At 59.2% G+C, this 16836-nt stretch carries 14 protein-coding genes; 5 read left to right on the top strand and 9 right to left on the bottom strand.

From position 1 onward, the window contains the following. Positions 1 to 2997, bottom strand: a 2997-nt coding sequence (locus tag ACIOU6_RS23290; RefSeq protein WP_401139025.1) for a DUF6531 domain-containing protein, incomplete at its 3' end; no start/stop codon positions are given. A gap of 247 nt (positions 2998 to 3244) precedes the next feature. On the opposite strand from ACIOU6_RS23290, the gene ACIOU6_RS23285 reads away from it, so the two are divergent. Further along, positions 3245 to 3940, top strand: a complete 696-nt coding sequence (locus ACIOU6_RS23285; protein WP_221733953.1) for an HAD-IA family hydrolase — start codon at positions 3245 to 3247, stop codon at positions 3938 to 3940. Between the two features lie 74 nt (positions 3941 to 4014). Here ACIOU6_RS23285 and ACIOU6_RS23280 read toward each other — a convergent pair whose 3' ends face one another. Next, positions 4015 to 4761 carry a 3-oxoacyl-ACP reductase family protein gene (locus ACIOU6_RS23280; RefSeq protein ID WP_401139024.1) on the bottom strand — a complete coding sequence of 249 codons (747 nt, stop codon included), beginning with the start codon at positions 4759 to 4761 and terminating at the stop codon, positions 4015 to 4017. Between the two features lie 126 nt (positions 4762 to 4887). Between ACIOU6_RS23280 and ACIOU6_RS23275 the strand changes: the two genes are divergently transcribed. Beyond that, positions 4888 to 5814 carry a LysR family transcriptional regulator gene (locus ACIOU6_RS23275; RefSeq protein ID WP_221733951.1) on the top strand — a complete coding sequence of 309 codons (927 nt, stop codon included), beginning with the start codon at positions 4888 to 4890 and terminating at the stop codon, positions 5812 to 5814. 120 nt (positions 5815 to 5934) lie between these two features. Here ACIOU6_RS23275 and ACIOU6_RS23270 read toward each other — a convergent pair whose 3' ends face one another. The 3 genes from ACIOU6_RS23270 to ACIOU6_RS23260 form a co-directional block, all read right to left on the bottom strand. After that, positions 5935 to 6663, bottom strand: a complete 729-nt coding sequence (locus tag ACIOU6_RS23270) for an aspartate/glutamate racemase family protein (protein ID WP_401139023.1) — start codon at positions 6661 to 6663, stop codon at positions 5935 to 5937. Positions 6664 to 6717: 54 nt separating this feature from the next. Further along, entirely contained in the window at positions 6718 to 8256 is a 1539-nt protein-coding gene (locus tag ACIOU6_RS23265) for an NCS1 family nucleobase:cation symporter-1 (protein ID WP_221733949.1), read from the bottom strand. Between the two features lie 494 nt (positions 8257 to 8750). Continuing rightward, positions 8751 to 9485, bottom strand: a complete 735-nt coding sequence (locus tag ACIOU6_RS23260) for a phosphoadenylyl-sulfate reductase (RefSeq protein WP_401139022.1) — start codon at positions 9483 to 9485, stop codon at positions 8751 to 8753. Between the two features lie 163 nt (positions 9486 to 9648). Here ACIOU6_RS23260 and thrH point away from each other — a divergent pair, with 163 nt between their 5' ends. Continuing rightward, positions 9649 to 10266, top strand: a complete 618-nt coding sequence (thrH, locus tag ACIOU6_RS23255) for a bifunctional phosphoserine phosphatase/homoserine phosphotransferase ThrH (protein WP_401139021.1) — start codon at positions 9649 to 9651, stop codon at positions 10264 to 10266. Between the two features lie 85 nt (positions 10267 to 10351). On the opposite strand, the gene pabB is transcribed toward thrH, so the two are convergent. The 4 genes from pabB to ACIOU6_RS23235 all read right to left on the bottom strand — a co-directional run bounded on the left by pabB (position 10352) and on the right by ACIOU6_RS23235 (position 14901). Then, entirely contained in the window at positions 10352 to 11695 is a 1344-nt protein-coding gene (gene pabB / locus ACIOU6_RS23250) for an aminodeoxychorismate synthase component I (RefSeq protein WP_401139020.1), read from the bottom strand. Between the two features lie 142 nt (positions 11696 to 11837). Then, entirely contained in the window at positions 11838 to 12824 is a 987-nt protein-coding gene (locus ACIOU6_RS23245; RefSeq protein WP_221733945.1) for an alpha-L-glutamate ligase-like protein, read from the bottom strand. Continuing rightward, on the bottom strand, positions 12824 to 14359 hold the full coding sequence (locus ACIOU6_RS23240) for an inactive transglutaminase family protein (protein ID WP_401139019.1): 1536 nt from the start codon (positions 14357 to 14359) through the stop codon (positions 12824 to 12826). Before ACIOU6_RS23240 ends, ACIOU6_RS23245 begins: the two co-directional genes overlap by 1 nt. A 5-nt stretch (positions 14360 to 14364) precedes the next feature. After that, positions 14365 to 14901, bottom strand: coding sequence for an ATP-dependent zinc protease (locus ACIOU6_RS23235; RefSeq protein WP_221733943.1), 537 nt, complete (start codon positions 14899 to 14901; stop codon positions 14365 to 14367). A 292-nt stretch (positions 14902 to 15193) separates the two neighbouring features. Between ACIOU6_RS23235 and ACIOU6_RS23230 the strand changes: the two genes are divergently transcribed. Both ACIOU6_RS23230 and prpB read left to right on the top strand, forming a co-directional pair. Then, entirely contained in the window at positions 15194 to 15916 is a 723-nt protein-coding gene (locus ACIOU6_RS23230; protein WP_221733954.1) for a GntR family transcriptional regulator, read from the top strand. After that, positions 15913 to 16803, top strand: coding sequence for a methylisocitrate lyase (prpB, locus tag ACIOU6_RS23225; RefSeq protein WP_221733942.1), 891 nt, complete (start codon positions 15913 to 15915; stop codon positions 16801 to 16803). Before ACIOU6_RS23230 ends, prpB begins: the two co-directional genes overlap by 4 nt. Positions 16804 to 16836: the final 33 nt, after the last annotated feature.

The following is a 16836-nucleotide window of genomic DNA, read 5'->3' as shown; positions in this document are numbered from 1 at the left end:
CAGCAAGTGGCCATTGAGGTCGTAGGCGTAAGCGGTACGTCGTCCGTCGAAGCCGGTTTCCTGTCGGATCAGTCCGTTGGGCGTGTAGTCCAAGCAATACTGTTCGCCGGACTCGTTCTCGATCTCGGTGAGCAGCAGTTGCGCGTGGTCGTATCGGTACTGCACCCGCGTGCCGTCGGGGTTGATCCGCCGGGACACCAGATGCAAGTCGTCGTCATATTCATAGCGGGTGATGCGCCCGAGTTCGTCGCGTTCGGCGGTGACCTGGTGATAGGCGCCGTAGCTGTAAGCGCGTGTGGCGCCCGTAGGAGAAGTCGTCTGGATCAGTCGGCCAACGGCGTCCCAATGCTGGCGAGTCACGGCGCCGTGTTCGTCCGCCGTTGTAGTCCTCCGCCCCAGTGCGTCGTAGGCAAAGCGCCGCACGCCAGCGTCGGGCAGGGTTTCTTCAATCAACTGGCCGAGGTTGTTCCAGACGAAAACATGCCGACTGGTGTCCGGATAGCGGATCGACAGCAACTGCCCGCGGGCGTCGTAGTGGTAATGGGTGACGTGGCCGTCGGGATCGACCGCCTCGATGACATCGCCCTGGGCATTGCGCCAATAGGTCCACAGCGCTTCGCCACGCGAACGGCGGTGCAGGAAACCGTTGCGGTACTCGTAGGACGTTGGCACATCATCCGGCGGAATCAGCGCGATCAGCCGTCCGACGTCGTCGTAGCGGTATTCGGTGACGGCGCCGAGCGGGTCCTGCTCGGCGATCAACCGCCCCTCATCGTCGTAGGCCTTGAGGTGTTCGCCACCGTCAGCCTCGACCTTGCGCACCAATCGGGCGCGGTCGTCGTGGGCGTAGGTTTCTTCGGTGCCGTCGACGTAATGCACCGCGACACTGCCGTCGTCATTCCAGACGTAGCGGGTGTCCATCTGCGAGAACGACGCCCAGTGCCGGACACAACGGGCAGCCTTGCCGGCCCCTTGCCACTCCCAGAAGAAGCTCGCCCCACCGGTCAGTTGGCGCTGCAGAATGACGTGCAGATCGTCGTAGTCGTAACGCTCGCTGTCACCGGCCGCGTTAGTCGCTTCGATCAGGTGCTGATAGGCGTCGTAGCGGTAGCTGACGAGGGAGTGTTCAGTCTTCCACTCAGCCTGTTGAAACGACTGGTAATCGATGCCGACCAGGTGCTGACGGTCGTAGCGCAATAACAGAGACCGACCCGCCCCGTTATCCAATCGCTGAACCCTGTCAGACCGATCCCTATGCACCGTCAGACGGTTGCCATAAGCATCACTGATCGCCGTAAGCCGCCCCGCCCGAAAGTGATAAAACCGCGCTGTTTCCCCGGCCAGCGCAAGGATCAACTCCTGCGGTTCATCGCCGAGAAAGATCGCCGCCCGCGACAGACTGTTGTGAATCGCCGGCCGCTCGACACTCGGCAACGGAAACCGTGTACGTCGGTTTTCGTGGTCAATCCAGACCACCTCGTCAGCGTCGAACGCCAGCCGATGCGCCAGCGAATGGCTCCAGCCAAACCCCAACCCGACATCGATCTCGGCCGCACTGGTGCGATACAACCGGGTGAACTCGAACGGCAGCAAGCCATCGAGCGTGCCATCGGTGAGGGTCAGCAGTTCTTCGCCGGTGACCATCGATACGGGGCAACCGTTGGTGCAGGTCGACGGCACACAATCGGCGCTGTCACCGTTGGGATTTTTTGCCTGATTAGGGGCGTCGTCGTGGGCCTCATGGCGCTCCAGTCGCGCCATGCCATGAGTCTTGTTTCGGGCAATGGGCGCTGGATTCGGCACCGTCAAAACCACCGAATCGGCCTGACGAATATTCAGCGCAATTGACGGTGTCGGTTTCAACTCAGCGTCACGGGCATTGAGTACCAACGGCTTGAGCACGCTCGCATGCTGACTCAGCTCGGGCGCAGAGGTCAGTTCAGCCAGGCGCAATGCCGAGGCCGCCAGCCACTCCCGCGCCCGTGGCGATTTGATCTTGGCCAACACTTTGCTGCTCAAGCGCAGCGGTACACCGACACCGCCAGATACCCGCATCAACAGGAAACTGATCAACAACTCGACGCGAACCTCGGCCACCACTTCGGCCAGGTACTGCGGCGGCAGCATTTTCAGCCAACTGGTGAATGCGGCCAGATGAATGAACATCAGCGGCTCGTCGCTGAGGATCAGCAGACCGTTAGCGATGGCCTCGTTTGAGGCTTGCAGCAGGGCGTCCAGCTCAATGTCGGTCAGGTACTCCAGCAGCTTTTCGCTATTGGTCTGCAAGTCGGCAAGCAGGGCAAACAGTTGCTTGATGTCATCCCAAACGCCGTGCAGGGCGTTCTCGAATCCGCGCCAGTCGGCTTGTTGCAGTTGACCGTAACGCTCAATGAATCCGGCGCTGGAAAACGCTGCCCATAGCGGCTGAAATTCCGTCCACTCCCCACGTAACCAGACTTCCAGGTCGTCGAGAATGCCTTGATAAGAGGCGTACAACGCTCGGACATGCTCAGCGCAGACATCGGGAAAGAAGGTGACGCGATAACGCTGGCCCCGGTCGCAGTCGTTCAGCTCCAGAATGCCGCTCGGGCCGATGGTGTGGGGTATCGGTTCTCCGAATGTCAAAACCCCGTTGGCATCGTCGATCACCGGCTCCAGCGTCACCGGGGTATTACCGATGGGGACGTATTGCGCGGCCTCGAACATGTGCACCAGCGTCAACGGGCCGCTTGCCTTACACATGACCACGGATGAGCTGATGGGCTGGCGAGATTTGATCGGTGCGCTGAGTTGCACATCATTGCCGACCTTGAACACCTGTTCGACATCCAGCGCTGTGCCCGTCCAGAACTGTTCGGCCCAAACGTCGTAGTTGTTCAGGCACAGGCGAAACTCCCGGATCAGGTTTTCGAAGTCCGGGTGTTCAGGGTTCAGGGCGGCAACCACCAGCAGACCGATGCTGTTGTTCAGGGCCAGAAGCCGATCGGGTTGGAGCATTCGCAGTCACTCGCGCACGTGAAAAAAAGGTGCGCGGACTTTGCGGATGATCAAAAAGGAAAGAAGTCGGGGGAGTAGGCAATGCCTGTAGGGCGTTTCGCTAAATGCACGCGATTAGTTCATCGCGTCGACGAGTATTGACCGTTGCTCAATGCCCGTTGCGATCGTTATGCTGCTGAACCCTTTAATCAGGTCCGAGCAGCGGCGCTACCCGTCGCCTGGGATATGTTTGATAACGGATCCGATGATGAATGCACCGCTGAAGGCGTTTGGCCCGATCAAGGCCGTGATTTTCGATATGGACGGTTTGCTGCTGGATACCGAGGGCATTTATACCGAGGTCACTTCGCTGATTGCCGAGCGGTACGGGCGCACCTTCGACTGGAGCGTCAAACAGAACATTATCGGCCGAGGCGCCAATGACCTCGCCAATTACGTGGTCCAGGCGCTCGATTTGCCGATCACTGCCGAAGAGTTTCTGGTGATTCGTGAGCCATTGATGCGCGAGCGTTTTCCCAAGGCTCAGGCAATGCCGGGCGCTGAGGAATTGATTCGCCATCTCAAGGCGCACAACATTCCGATTGCAGTGGGCACCAGTTCGTCGCGTCAGTCGTTCGGCCAGAAAACCACCTTGCACCGCGACTGGTTTGAACTGTTCGATTTCATCGTCACCGCGGACGATCCGCAAGTCGGCGCAGCCAAACCAGCGCCGGATATTTTCCTCACCGCGGCCCGTCGTTTGGGTGTCGCGCCTGAGGATTGTCTGGTGTTCGAGGATTCGCCGTTTGGCGTTACCGCGGCCAAAGCCGCAGGCATGACCGCCATCGCCATTCCCGATGCCGCGATGGCCGATGAGAAATACGCACACGCCGACGGTATTCTGCGGTCGTTGAAAGCCTTTATCCCGAGCGCCTGTGGTTTGCCAGCGCTGGAATGGGCCTGAACGCCAGATATCAAAAAACGCCGCCCCTCTGTTAAAGGAGGGGCGGCGTTTTTCTTACAGGCGATTGCAAAAAATCAGGCGCCGAAGCCACCGTCGATGGTCAGGCTGGCTCCGGTGATGTAACCGGCTTCAGGCCCTGCGAGGTAAGCGACGAAGCTGGCGATTTCTTCGGCTGTACCGTAACGACCCACGGCCATCAACGGAATCAGGCTTTCGGCGAAGTCACCGCTGGCAGGGTTCATGTCGGTGTCGACCGGGCCGGGTTGCACATTGTTCACGGTGATACCACGAGGGCCCAGATCACGCGCCAAGCCCTTGGTCAGGCCCACCAGCGCCGACTTGCTCATCGCATACACACCGCCGCCGGCGAAGGGCATACGGTCAGCATTGGTGCTGCCGATGTTGATGATCCGTGCACCTTCGCCCATGTGTTTGGCGGCTTCTTGGGAGGCGATGAAAACGCTGCGAATGTTGATCGCCACGGTTTGGTCGAAATCTTCCAGTTTGAAGTCTTCCAGTGGGGCGACGGCCAGTACGCCGGCGTTGTTGACCAGAATGTCGAGGCGACCAAAGGCTTCGACTGTGGCGCTGACCGCATGGCGGATGGCGTCGGCGTCGGCGCTGTCAGCCTTGATCGCCAAGGCTTTGCCGCCGCTGGCGGTGATACTGTTTTGCAACTCTTCGGCTTTGACCGTTGAGCTGACATAAGTGAAGGCAACCGCAGCGCCTTCAGCGACCAGACGTTTGACGATGGCAGCACCGATGCCACGGGAACCGCCTTGAATCAGAGCGACTTTGCCGCTGAGGTGTTGAGTGGACATGTTCGATCTCCAGAGTATTCAAGGCGGAATGCCTTGTTGTTGGAACCGAGTATCGGCTTCTGATCCACAACCGTGTAGACCCTGATTGCTATAGTCTGTGTAAACCAAAAGTTTATAGTGGCGACCATGGAAACCTTCAGCAGTATCGAATGCTTTGTTCGCAGTGCCGAAGTCGGCAGCTTTGCCGAGGCTGCGCGGCGCCTGAGTCTGACACCGGCGGCGGTTGGCAAAAGCGTGGCGAAACTCGAGGCGCGGCTCGGTGTGCGCTTGTTTCAGCGTAGTACGCGTAGCTTGACGTTGACCGAGGCGGGGCAGCTTTTTTTGAGTCAGGTCAGTGCCAGTCTGACGACCATCCAGAACGCGGTGGCCAATCTGGCCAGTGTCGAAGGCCTGCCCGCGGGGACTTTGAAAGTCAGTATGGGTACGGTGTTCGGTCGCTTGTACATAGTGCCGTTGCTGGAAGCGTTTTTACGTCGATTTCCGGCGATCAACCCTGACTGGCATTTTGATAACCGTCAGGTCGATTTGATTGGGCAAGGTTTCGATGCGGCGATCGGCGGGGGATTTGAATTGCCCCAAGGTGTCGTCGCGCGAAAGTTGGCGCCGGCGCACCGAGTGTTGGTGGCATCGACGGGTTATCTGGAAAGTCACAAAGCAATCGTCGAGCCTGATGACCTGCAACACCACGATGGCATCCTGATTCGGTCGCCGCAAACCGGTCGAGTGCGCTCTTGGCAGTTGATCAGCAGTGGGAGCCAGCTCTGCCGACCACTGACCCTTAAGACGCGAATGACCATGAGCGACTCTGAGGCGGCCTGTGCGACTGCCGCGCAAAGTCTGGGAATTGCACTGGTGAGCATGCCGTTTGCGGTGGGTTATCTGGAGGCGGGCACGTTGCAGCGCGTGCTGCCGGATTGGTACATCGATGACGGCAACATTTCGATCTACTACGCCGAGCATAAATTGTTGCCGGGCAAGACGCGGGCGTTTGTCGATTTTGTGATTGAGCAGTTTGCGCAGCAGGGCTTGGCGCAGCGGTTCAGTGCCATCTGAGACCTGGGTGCCCCTGTTTGCGCACAGGGTTTTGTGTCGTTTACAAGGCTCCGGTTCAACACAAAACCTGTGGGAGCGAGCTTGCTCGCGAATGAGGCGACTCGATATCCGACTGTGAACTCAGCGAGCAAACCGCTCCGCCCAGCCAATGATCTTCTTCGGCCGCGGCGTCGCATACGTCCGCACCTTGGACGTCGACAACCCCAACCGCACCAGCGCTTCAGCAATGGTCACCGCCGCCGTCACCCCGTCCACCACCGGCACCCCGGTACGCTGACGAATCTGTTCATCGAGCCCGGCCATGCCGCCGCAACCCAGGCAAATCACTTCGGCCTTGTCCTGCGTCACTGCCAGTTCAGCCTGATGCACGATCGCCTCCAGCGCGCGCTGCGGCTCGTGTTCCAGTTCAAGAACGGCCAAACCACTGGCTCGAACTGAAGCACAACGGTCCCACAAACCGGACAATTTCAATCGATCCTCGATCAGCGGCACGGTGCGATCCAGTGTGGTGACCACCGAGTACGCGTGCCCCAGGAACATTGCCGTACTGGCGGCTGCGTCAGTGATATCCACCACCGGTACATTCAGCAGCTCCTGCAAGCCTTCGCGCCCATGTTCGCCATAACCGGCCTGAATCACGGCGTCGAACGGCTGGTCGTAGGACATCACCCGATCCATCACGGCGATGGCCGCCAGATAGCTTTCGAAATTGCCTTCAACCGAGTCAGCACCGAAATACGGCGTGAGGCCGACAATTTCCGTACCGGGTGAGGCGACAGCCTGCGCCGAACGGGCAATGGCCTGAGTGATGGATTCGGTGGTGTTGACGTTGACCACGAGAATGCGCATGAAAAATCCTTATAACGGGCAGTTCTGCGGCCCGAAGTCCGGGCCGAGAAGGGGTTAATGGCAGACGTTGTCGACGGCGAAGGCTTCGCCACTGACGTCGGCGTAGTGCGGTTGGCGTTTGGCGATGATGAGGTAAAGCATTCCGGCGATCCCGGCGCCGATCAGCCAAGAGAAGGGCGAAACGTTGTGGAAACCAGGCACCAGCGCCAGGACGATGGCGATCAGCGCAGCGGGAATAAACGCCGTCACCGCGCGCCAATTGATACCGCGGCTGTAGTAATAAGCGCCGTTGGGGTCTTCGCTGTAGAGCTGAGGAACGTTGATCCGGCCTTTGCGGATCAGCCAGTAGTCGACCATGATCACCCCGTACAACGGGCCGAGCAGGGCGCCCAAACCTGACAGGAAGTACACGATCACCAACGGACTGTTGTAGAGATTCCACGGCAGGATCAGCACCGCGATGGTCGCGCTGATCAGCCCGGCGCGGCGGAAGGTCAGGTATTTCGGCGCCAGATTGCTCAGCACGAAGGCCGGGGCGACGAAGTTGGCCATAATGTTCACCGCCACGGTAACGATCAGGAACGCCAGGCAACCCAGCACCAGAAAGAAGGTGTTGGGAATCGAAGCGATGATCTCGGTCGGGCTTTCGATGATCCGGCCATTGATCTGGAATTGCGCGCCACACAGCAGGACTGTTATCGCGGCGAACACCAGAATATTCACCGGCAAGCCCCAGAAATTGCCGACCTTGATGGTCTTGCGGCACGGCGAGGAGCGGGCGAAGTCGCAGAAGTTGAGAATCAACGTGCCGTAGATCGCCAGCCACAGCGCGCCGCCGGCAAAGATGTTGCGCCACATCTCGCCGCCGGTCAGTGGTTCGCGGATCGACCAGGCGATGGTCGCGTTGGCTTGCGTGTACATCCACGCGGCGAGGGCGGCGACGGTCAGCAGAATCACTGGCCCGGCGAATGCTTCATACCGACGAACCATTTCCATGCCGTAGGCAAGAATCGCCAATTGCACGAACCAGATCGCCACGAAGCACACCCAACCCAAAGTCGACAGGCCGAGGATCGAGTTGTGATCGTATTCGGCGAAGCCGGAATGGACTGCCGTCAGTAACACGCGCAATACCACTGACGCGAGATACGTCTGAATGCCGAACCAGGCGATGGCGATAACCGCCCGGATCAGTGCAGGCATTTGCGCGCCGTGGATGCCGAAACTGATCCGGCTGATCACCGGAAACGGCACCCCGGTTTTCTGCCCCATGTAGCCGGACAGGTTCATGAAGAAATACACCAGCGCCGCGCCAATCCCTAGCGACAGCAGAATCTGCCAGCCACCCAGGCCCAAAGCGTAGAGGCCGATGGCGAACGAGTAGTTGGCGATGTTGTGCACGTCGTTCGTCCACAGGGCGAAGATGCTGTATTTGCCCCAGCGCCGGCCTTCGGCCTTGGTCGGCGCCAGATCGTTGTTGTGCAGACGCGGGCTCAGTTGTAACGGTTCGCTCAAGCCGTCAGGGGGCAACGGTTGATCGAGGGCAGAGGCGGGCAGATTCAGCGCGACGTTATTGGAGAGACTTGTACGCATTCCGGCAGGCTCCTGATGTTCAGGACCGCGATGACTGTGCGTGAGCTGTCAGGCTCGACAAATCTTCGTCGCGGCAGTGAACCATCACTGGTTACGGGGCATCTGCAGCCTGTACGGGATAGGGCGCTTCAGGCTTGCGGATCGAAAGTGTGTATGTTTTGCAGTTTTGTATACAAAACATGTATGCACTAAAGCCAGATTTGTGCCAGTTGTTGATCTATGGAATGGGTCTCTCATTTCGAAAAGTTATCGAACGGGACTAAGTGTCTGAAATTCAGTGGATATAAATTGACCGATTGAACAGGTATTTATCGTTGGTGCAAGATTTCGGCTGACATCAAAAGGGAGGGCTTTGCAGGCGGGATGTAACTTTTCAGGGCGCCGAAATGAAAAGTGCACACATAAATGGCACTGATGGTGACAGTTGTGTGTACACGTTTTCGAAGGGTGCCATATAACAAATGTGGGGATGTCACTGGATGCAAAGGTGTGGGTTACGCCTTGCTGATGATATTCCCGGCATGCAACCCGCATTCTTTCTGAGTGGCTTCTTCCCACCACCAGCGGCCTTCACGCTCGTGCTGGTTTGGCAGCACTGGGCGGGTGCACGGTTCGCAGCCGATGCTGATGAAGCCGCGCTCATGCAGGCTGTTGTACGGCAGTTCCAGCATGCGGATGTAACCCCAGACCTCTTCGCTGGTCATCTGCGCGAGGGGATTGAACTTGTACAGGGTGCGCTCCGGCGTGGAGAACGCGCTGTCAATTTCCATCACCGCCACGGCGCTGCGGGTGCCCGGGCTCTGGTCACGGCGCTGGCCGGTGGCCCAGGCTTTGACGTCGGACAGCTTGCGGCGCAACGGTTCGATCTTGCGGATACCGCAGCATTCGCCATGGCCGTCCTTGTAGAAGCTGAACAGGCCTTTTTCCTTCACGAACGGTTCGAGTTTCGTATAGTCCGGCGAGACCAGTTCGATGTCGATCTTGTAGTGCTCGCGCACCTGATCGATGAAGCGATAGGTCTCCGGGTGCAGGCGGCCGGTATCGAGGCTGAACACCTTGACGTTCTTGTTCAGCTTCCAGGCCATGTCCACCAGCACCACATCCTCGGCGCCGCTGAAAGATATCCAGAGATCATCGCCAAACTCGGCAAACGCGAGTTTCAGGATGTCTTGAGCGGATTTGTTGGCATAGGTCGTGGCGAGTTCCACGACATCGAACGTTGGGCTCATCAGGGCGGCTTCCTACAGGTCGGTGGCGCTGGGCGCTCTATATGGCGGCGATGTTAACAAAAAGCGGCGGCGCTTGGGGCGTCCTGTGCGTTGCGCGCTTGGGGGGGAGTCGCTAGAGTTCGGGCTCGCTCGACTCAATAATCAATACAAACGGGAGTGTCTTGTGGAAATTGCTTGCCTGGATCTTGAAGGGGTGTTGGTGCCGGAAATCTGGATCGCCTTCGCCGAAAAAACCGGAATCGAATCCCTCAAGGCCACCACTCGGGACATTCCCGACTACGACGTGCTGATGAAGCAGCGTCTGCGCATCCTCGATGAGCATGGCTTGAAGCTGGCGGATATTCAGGAGGTGATCGCCACGCTGAAGCCGCTGGATGGCGCAGTGGAGTTCGTCAACTGGCTGCGCGAGCGCTTCCAGGTGGTGATTCTTTCGGACACTTTCTATGAGTTCTCCCAGCCGCTGATGCGTCAACTGGGCTTCCCGACCTTGCTTTGTCATCGTCTGATCACTGACGACAGCGGCCGGGTGAGCAGCTATCAGTTGCGTCAGAAGGACCCCAAGCGCCAGTCGGTTCTGGCTTTCAAGAGCCTCTATTATCGGGTGATTGCGGCGGGTGATTCGTACAACGACACGACGATGCTGGGCGAGGCGGATGCCGGGATTCTGTTCCACGCACCGGACAATGTGATTCGCGAGTTTCCGCAGTTCCCGGCGGTGCATACGTTCGCCGAGTTGAAGCAGGCATTTCTCAAGGCGTCTAACCGGGATTTGAGCCTTTAGTCGTCTGGCCTGACGCTTTCGCGAGCAAGCCCGCCCCCACGTTGGAATGCATTCTCCTGTGGGAGAGGGCTTGCTCGCGAGGCTTTTAGAGGTTTTGCAGGGTTTGGAGCAGAACCTTCACTTTGGTAATCGACTCTTGATACTCAGCCTGCCAGGCCGAGTCCGCGACAATCCCGCCGCCACCCCAGCAGCACACCTGCCCATCCTTGACCAATAAACTGCGGATCGCGATGGAACTGTCCATCTCGCCGCGCACGTCCAGATACAACAACGAGCCGCAATACAAGCCGCGACGGGTTGGCTCCAGTTCGTCGATGATCTGCATCGCCCGAATCTTCGGCGCACCAGTGATCGAGCCACCGGGGAAGCTGCCGGCGATCAGGTCCAGTGCATCGCGATCCTGCGCCAGTTCGCCCGTCACGCTGCTGACCAGGTGATGCACATTCGGATAGCTTTCCAGGCTGAACAACTCCGGCACCCGCACCGAGCCAATACGGCAGGTGCGGCCGAGATCGTTGCGCAGCAAGTCGACGATCATCAGGTTTTCCGCGCGATCTTTCGGGCTGGCCAGCAGCTCAGCGGCGTTTGCGGCGTCTTCGGCAGGCGTCAGGCCGCGGGGGCGGGTGCCCTTGATCGGGCGGGTTTCGACCTGTCGCTGGCTGACTTTGACGAAGCGCTCCGGTGACAGGCTCAGCACTGCAGCGCCGTCGGGCAGGCTCTGGAAACCGGAAAAAGGCGTCGGGCAGGCTTCGCGCAACGCGCAATAGGCCAGCCATGGATCGCCTTGGCACGGCGCGCGAAAGCGCTGGGCGAAGTTGACCTGATAGCAGTCGCCGGCCTGAATGTAATGCTGAATGCGTTCGAACGCCTGACGGTAGTCGTCTGGCGAGAGGTCGGGGCTCATCGGCTGGTTCAGTTTGAACGGCGTCAACGAGCCCGTCATCGGCTCACTGAAAAGCGCAATCAGCCGCTGTTTTTCACTGCTGGCCAGTGACGGGTGAAACACCAATTGGCTAGTGGCCGCGTGGTGATCGCTGATCAGTGCCCAAGCGTACACGCCGAAACGCGCATCCGGTAATTGCAGATCATCGCGAGCCTGACTCGGCAGACTCTCCAGATGCCGGCCGAAGTCATAACTCAGGTAACCGATCAGACCGCCGGCGAATGGCAACTCATAAGGCGCCGGCAATTGCGCTTCGCCCAAACGCTCCAGATTGTCGCGCAGACGCTGGAGGAAATGGCTGCCGCTTTCGTCCGGCCACACCGCCAGTTGTTCCAGCGGCCAAGCGCTGAGCACGTCATAACGGCCACGGTCGGCACTCGGCCGGCCGCTGTCGAGCAGCACGGCGCCGGGGGCGTTGCGGATTACCGCGAAGTATCCGGCGGGATTGGCGCGGTAGGGCAGAGGGTGTACGGAACAGGTCAGCATGGGCGGGGCAGATCGGCCATTGAGGCGGGGTGGGGATTGTAGTCCTCTGCGGGAATTGCTCCTAGAGGGGATGTCGGGGATTGGCAGGTTGTGGGGCTGATCGTTCCCGCGCAGAGCGTGGGAACGATCATGGACAGGGTGATCAGCCCTCTACCGCAGGAATATGCCCAAACATCTCCTGAGTAAACGCCACCCGCTCTTCAACCGACTCCGTCACGCCACGGGCCTTCAGCTCTTCCAGCCGCGCTTCCACCGCGTGGGTACGCAACGTCAGCCCGCAGTCGTTGGCGATCTGGATGTTCAGCCCCGGCCGCGCGTTCAGCTCGAGAATCAGCGGGCCTTTTTCCTGATCGAGCACCATGTCCACGCCGATATAACCCAGACCGCACAGCTCGTAGCAGCCAGCGGCGAGTTTCATGAAACCGTCCCAGTAGGGCAGTTGCACGCCGTCCACCGCGTTGGTGGTGTCCGGGTGTTTGGCGATGATGTTGTTCAGCCAGGTGCCGCGCAGTGTCAGGCCCGTAGCCAGGTCGACTCCAACACCGATGGCGCCCTGGTGCAGGTTGGCCTTGCCGCCGGACTGACGGGTTGGCAGGCGCAACATCGCCATCACCGGATAACCCATCAGCACGATGATGCGGATGTCCGGCACGCCTTCGTAGCTGATGCTCTTGAAGATCTGGTCCGGGGTGACGCGGTATTCGATCAGCGCGCGATCGCGATGGCCGCCTAGCGAATACAGGCCGGTGAGGATGCTGGAGATGTGATGCTCCAGCTCCTCGTGGGCAAGGATCTTGCCCGACACCGTGCGATAGCGTCCCTCGAAACGGTCTGCAATCACGATAATGCCGTCGCCGCCGGCGCCTTGGGCCGGTTTGATCACGAAGTCGGTGTGCCCGTCGATGATCTCGCCGAGCTTGTCGATTTCCTTCTCGGTGGAGATCACGCCATACAGCTCTGGCACTTGAATACCGGCCTCGATGGCGCGCTCCTTGGTGATGATCTTGTCATCGACGATCGGGTACAGACTGCGCTTGTTGTACTTGAGCACATAGTCCGCGTTGCGGCGATTGATGCCCATGATGCCCCGGGCTTCCAGGGCCTTCCAGGTCTTCCAGAAACCGAACATCAGTGATCAGCCTTGTTCACGAACGCCTTGAAACGCACCAGCTCGGTCAGGCGATAACCGCGATAGCGACCCATTGCCAGCATGAAACCCACCATGATCAGGAGGATCGCCGGGAAGGTGAAGACGAAGTACACCAACTCAGGCACGGTCATGATCAAGTGCGCCAGCGACGCGGCGAACAGCGTGCCGATGGCCACTTTCATCGCGTGACTTGCGCCACGTTCTTCCCAAGTGATCGACAGGCGCTCAATGGTCATGGTCAAAATCACCATCGGGAACAGTGCCACCGACAGGCCGCGCTCCAGGCCGAGCTTATGGCTGAACAGACTGATCGCCGCGATCAACACCACGACAAAGGTCAGCACCACCGACAGGCGCGGCAGCATTTGCAGTTTCAGATGTTCCAGATAAGAACGTAACGACAGGCCCAGCGCGGTAATCACGGTGAACAGGATGATGCCGAAGCCCAACTGAGTTTCGCGGAAGGCGAGGGCGATCAGTACCGGGGTGAAGGTGCCGAGGGTCTGCAGGCCGATCAGGTTGCGCAGGATCAGGATCACCAGCACGCCAATCGGGATCATCACCATGATCATGAAGGTTTGCTGGGTTTGCAGCGGCAGGCCATACAGCGAGTATTCGAGGAAGTTGGCGTCAGTGTTTTCGTCGGTCAGCTTGGCCAGACGAATCGCATTCATCTCGCTGTTGTTCAGGCTGAAGGTCACGTTGGCTTTCTTGCCGCCGTCGATGGTGATCAGGTTCTCATCGCCGGTCCACCACTGCAGGCGGTCGCTTGGCAGGCCTTGTTCGCCGGTTTCCGGGTTGAAGTACAGCCAGTCGTTGCCATTGAAACTGCGCAGCCACAGTTCAGGGCTTTGTGGCTGATCGGCAACCAGTCGGATGGTGTGGACTTTTTCAACCGGAACGTGCGCGATAGACAGCAACAGTTCGACGATTTTGGCTTTGTGCGCGGTGGATGGATCGCCCGCCAGCAGCAGTTTCACGTTGTCATCGTTGAGGTTGTTGACGCGTTTGATCGCCTCGCCAATGAAGGTTTCGACGTCGGCCGAGTGTTGGCGGATCGGCGCGAGCAGTGCTTCGGCGGCGATTTTTTCCGGGCCTTCGACCGCAATGCTGTCGCGGAAGGTCGGGCCTTTGATCTTGGATTTTTCCGAGGTGTAACGCTTGGTCAGCACCAAGCGGTAATACAGGGTCTGGTTGCCCTTGGCCCGGCGCGCCGACCAGGTCACCTTGCGGTTGCCATCGACGCGGTTCACGGCCACGCCGTAGTTATTGGAGATGAAGCTCTCGTTGAGGCTGACGTAATCGCGGCTCAGGGGCGGCACGAACATCTGGATTTTGACCGGATCCTTGGCACTGGCGACGAACTCGACCTTGGCATCGATGTTCCACAAATCGTCGGTGGCGTCTTCGGTCACCGGAATGCCGAGCACGAAAATCTGATAGGCCGTAACCGAAACGCCCAGCAACACCAGAATGGTGATCAGGATTTTCAGGTGAAAGGTTAGAGAACGCATGGAAATTACTCGGCGGTATGAGCGGCGATGGTGCAGGCGGGTTTGCCGGCAGCGTATTTAAGACTCGGGTCGACCAGCGCATCGAAACGTTTCAAGGCTTCGGAGCCGATCAAAAGCGGATATTGGAACGCACTTCGGTCGGTCAGGTTCACTTCGATGCTGCGCATCGCCGTGCCCATGCAGATATCCAGCTCGATCACCGGGCGGGCGGTGTACTTCTTGCCTTCTTCCGGGTCGTAGTCGCCGGCGCGGCGCTTGATCTTGCTGACCCGGGCCAGCGGTCGTTCGATCGGGTGCGAATGCGCGGCGTCGATCGCCAGGTAGAAACGTACCCAGGATTCACCGTCGCGCTTGAAGCGTTTGATGTCGCGGGCACTCAGCGAGGCGGTTTTAGCGCCCGTATCGAGTTTGGCCGCGACTTGCAGATTGATGCCATCCAACGAGGCGTATTCGTTGAGGCCGTACACGGTTTTTTCTCCCGCGGCGGCAAGCCCGGGCAGGCAAAACAGAGCAAAAAATGTGGGGAAAGGCTTGAGTCTCATAAATCCTGGTGCGCAGCGTTCCGTTTTCGGTTCAGGTCCTTGGCAAAACTTGCGCAAGCCCCTTCGTGTGCCTATCAGCTTTTTATGACAAGCCGTACAAATGGCCAGCAAATGCGGGCGGCATTCTAGCACGGTGATTTTATGGCGCCAGCGCCCGAGCGGGTCTATAACCCTTGGGGTGATCCAAGGGTGGTTATTAGACGATTGTCGACAATATCTATTTATCCTTTGACTGATGCCGGCTAATTGACTAGTTTTTGCCGCATTGGATTTGAAGGTGTCGACAATCATGCTGGATCAACTCGATCCCCCGGTCATCAGCGGCGACGATTCCGAGACGCTTTCGGAAAACGTCTTCCGGCGTATTCAGGCGGCTATCGTCAAAGGCGAGATCGCCCCAGGCAGCAAAATCTCCGAGCCGGAGCTGGCGCGCACCTACGGCATTAGTCGTGGCCCGCTGCGTGAGGCGATTCATCGTCTGGAAGGCCAGCGCCTGCTGGTCCGGGTGCCGCATGTCGGTGCGCGGGTGGTGTCGCTCAGTCACGCCGAATTGCTGGAACTCTACGAAATCCGCGAATCCCTTGAAGGCATGGCTTGCCGCTTGGCGGCTGAACGCATGAGCGTCGAAGAAATCGACGAGTTGCGCCGGGTGCTCGAAACCCATGAGCGCGACGCGGCATTTCAGGCCGGCGTTGGCTACTACCAGCAGGAAGGCGATTTCGACTTTCATTACCGGATCATCCAGGGCAGCGGCAACCGCACCCTCACGCAAATGCTTTGCGGCGAGCTCTATCAACTGGTGCGCATGTACCGCATCCAGTTTTCCTCCACGCCCAATCGCCCCCGCCAGGCCTTTGCCGAACACCACCGCATTCTCGATGCAATCGCCGACCGTGACGGCGAACTCGCGGAATTGTTGATGCGCCGTCACATCGGCGCCTCGAAACGCAATATCGCCCGTCATTACCAGGACGGCGCCAACGATAAGACAGCCACTGAACGAGGTGAGTCATGAGTTCCAATCTGAGCACTCCAGGCCAGCGTTTCCGCGATGCGGTCGCCAGCGAGCATCCATTGCAGGTGGTCGGCGCGATCAACGCCAACCACGCGTTGTTGGCAAAACGCGCCGGTTTCAAAGCGATCTACCTGTCCGGCGGCGGTGTGGCGGCGGGCTCGCTCGGCGTGCCGGACCTGGGCATCACTGGCCTGGACGACGTGCTGACCGATGTTCGCCGCATCACCGACGTCTGCGACCTGCCGTTGCTGGTGGATGTCGATACCGGTTTCGGTTCTTCAGCCTTCAACGTGGCGCGCACCGTCAAGTCGATGATCAAGTTCGGCGCGGCGGCGATTCACATCGAGGATCAGGTCGGCGCCAAGCGCTGCGGTCATCGCCCAAACAAAGAGATCGTCAGCCAGCAGGAAATGGTCGACCGCATCAAAGCCGCCGTCGATGCCCGCACTGACGACAGCTTCGTGATCATGGCGCGTACCGATGCGCTGGCGGTGGAAGGCCTGGAGTCGGCACTGGATCGTGCTGCCGCGTGCATCGAGGCAGGCGCCGACATGATCTTCCCGGAGGCCATCACCGAACTTGAGATGTACAAACTGTTCGCCAACCGCGTGAAAGCCCCGATTCTGGCCAACATCACCGAATTCGGCTCGACACCGCTGTACACCACCGAGCAATTGGCCGGCGCCGACGTGTCGCTGGTGCTGTACCCGCTGTCGGCGTTCCGCGCGATGAATAAAGCGGCGGAAAACGTCTACACCGCGATCCGCCGCGACGGCACGCAGCAGAATGTCATCGACACCATGCAGACTCGCATGGAGCTTTACGATCGCATTGATTACCACACCTTCGAGCAGAAGCTCGATGCGTTGTTTGCGGCGAAGAAGTAAGCCGCCGCCGTACTCCCTAACAAATTCAAGATT

This window comes from Pseudomonas sp. NPDC087615 (assembly GCF_044743445.1).
Taxonomy (GTDB): Bacteria; Pseudomonadota; Gammaproteobacteria; order Pseudomonadales; family Pseudomonadaceae; genus Aquipseudomonas; species Aquipseudomonas baetica_A.
This window is presented reverse-complemented; position numbering and strand designations above follow the sequence as displayed.

What these genes read in the sequence shown, in the direction of transcription:
- ACIOU6_RS23280 (WP_401139024.1), bottom strand. Translation starts at nt 4,761, where the DNA reads ATGTCCACTCAACACCTCAGCGGCAAAGTCGCTCTGATTCAAGGCGGT.
- prpB (WP_221733942.1), top strand. Translation starts at nt 15,913, where the DNA reads ATGAGTTCCAATCTGAGCACTCCAGGCCAGCGTTTCCGCGATGCGGTC.
- ACIOU6_RS23235 (WP_221733943.1), bottom strand. Translation starts at nt 14,901, where the DNA reads ATGAGACTCAAGCCTTTCCCCACATTTTTTGCTCTGTTTTGCCTGCCC.
- ACIOU6_RS23260 (WP_401139022.1), bottom strand. Translation starts at nt 9,485, where the DNA reads ATGAGCCCAACGTTCGATGTCGTGGAACTCGCCACGACCTATGCCAAC.
- ACIOU6_RS23275 (WP_221733951.1), top strand. Translation starts at nt 4,888, where the DNA reads ATGGAAACCTTCAGCAGTATCGAATGCTTTGTTCGCAGTGCCGAAGTC.
- ACIOU6_RS23285 (WP_221733953.1), top strand. Translation starts at nt 3,245, where the DNA reads ATGAATGCACCGCTGAAGGCGTTTGGCCCGATCAAGGCCGTGATTTTC.
- ACIOU6_RS23240 (WP_401139019.1), bottom strand. Translation starts at nt 14,359, where the DNA reads ATGCGTTCTCTAACCTTTCACCTGAAAATCCTGATCACCATTCTGGTG.
- ACIOU6_RS23270 (WP_401139023.1), bottom strand. Translation starts at nt 6,663, where the DNA reads ATGCGCATTCTCGTGGTCAACGTCAACACCACCGAATCCATCACTCAG.
- ACIOU6_RS23265 (WP_221733949.1), bottom strand. Translation starts at nt 8,256, where the DNA reads ATGCGTACAAGTCTCTCCAATAACGTCGCGCTGAATCTGCCCGCCTCT.
- pabB (WP_401139020.1), bottom strand. Translation starts at nt 11,695, where the DNA reads ATGCTGACCTGTTCCGTACACCCTCTGCCCTACCGCGCCAATCCCGCC.
- ACIOU6_RS23245 (WP_221733945.1), bottom strand. Translation starts at nt 12,824, where the DNA reads ATGTTCGGTTTCTGGAAGACCTGGAAGGCCCTGGAAGCCCGGGGCATC.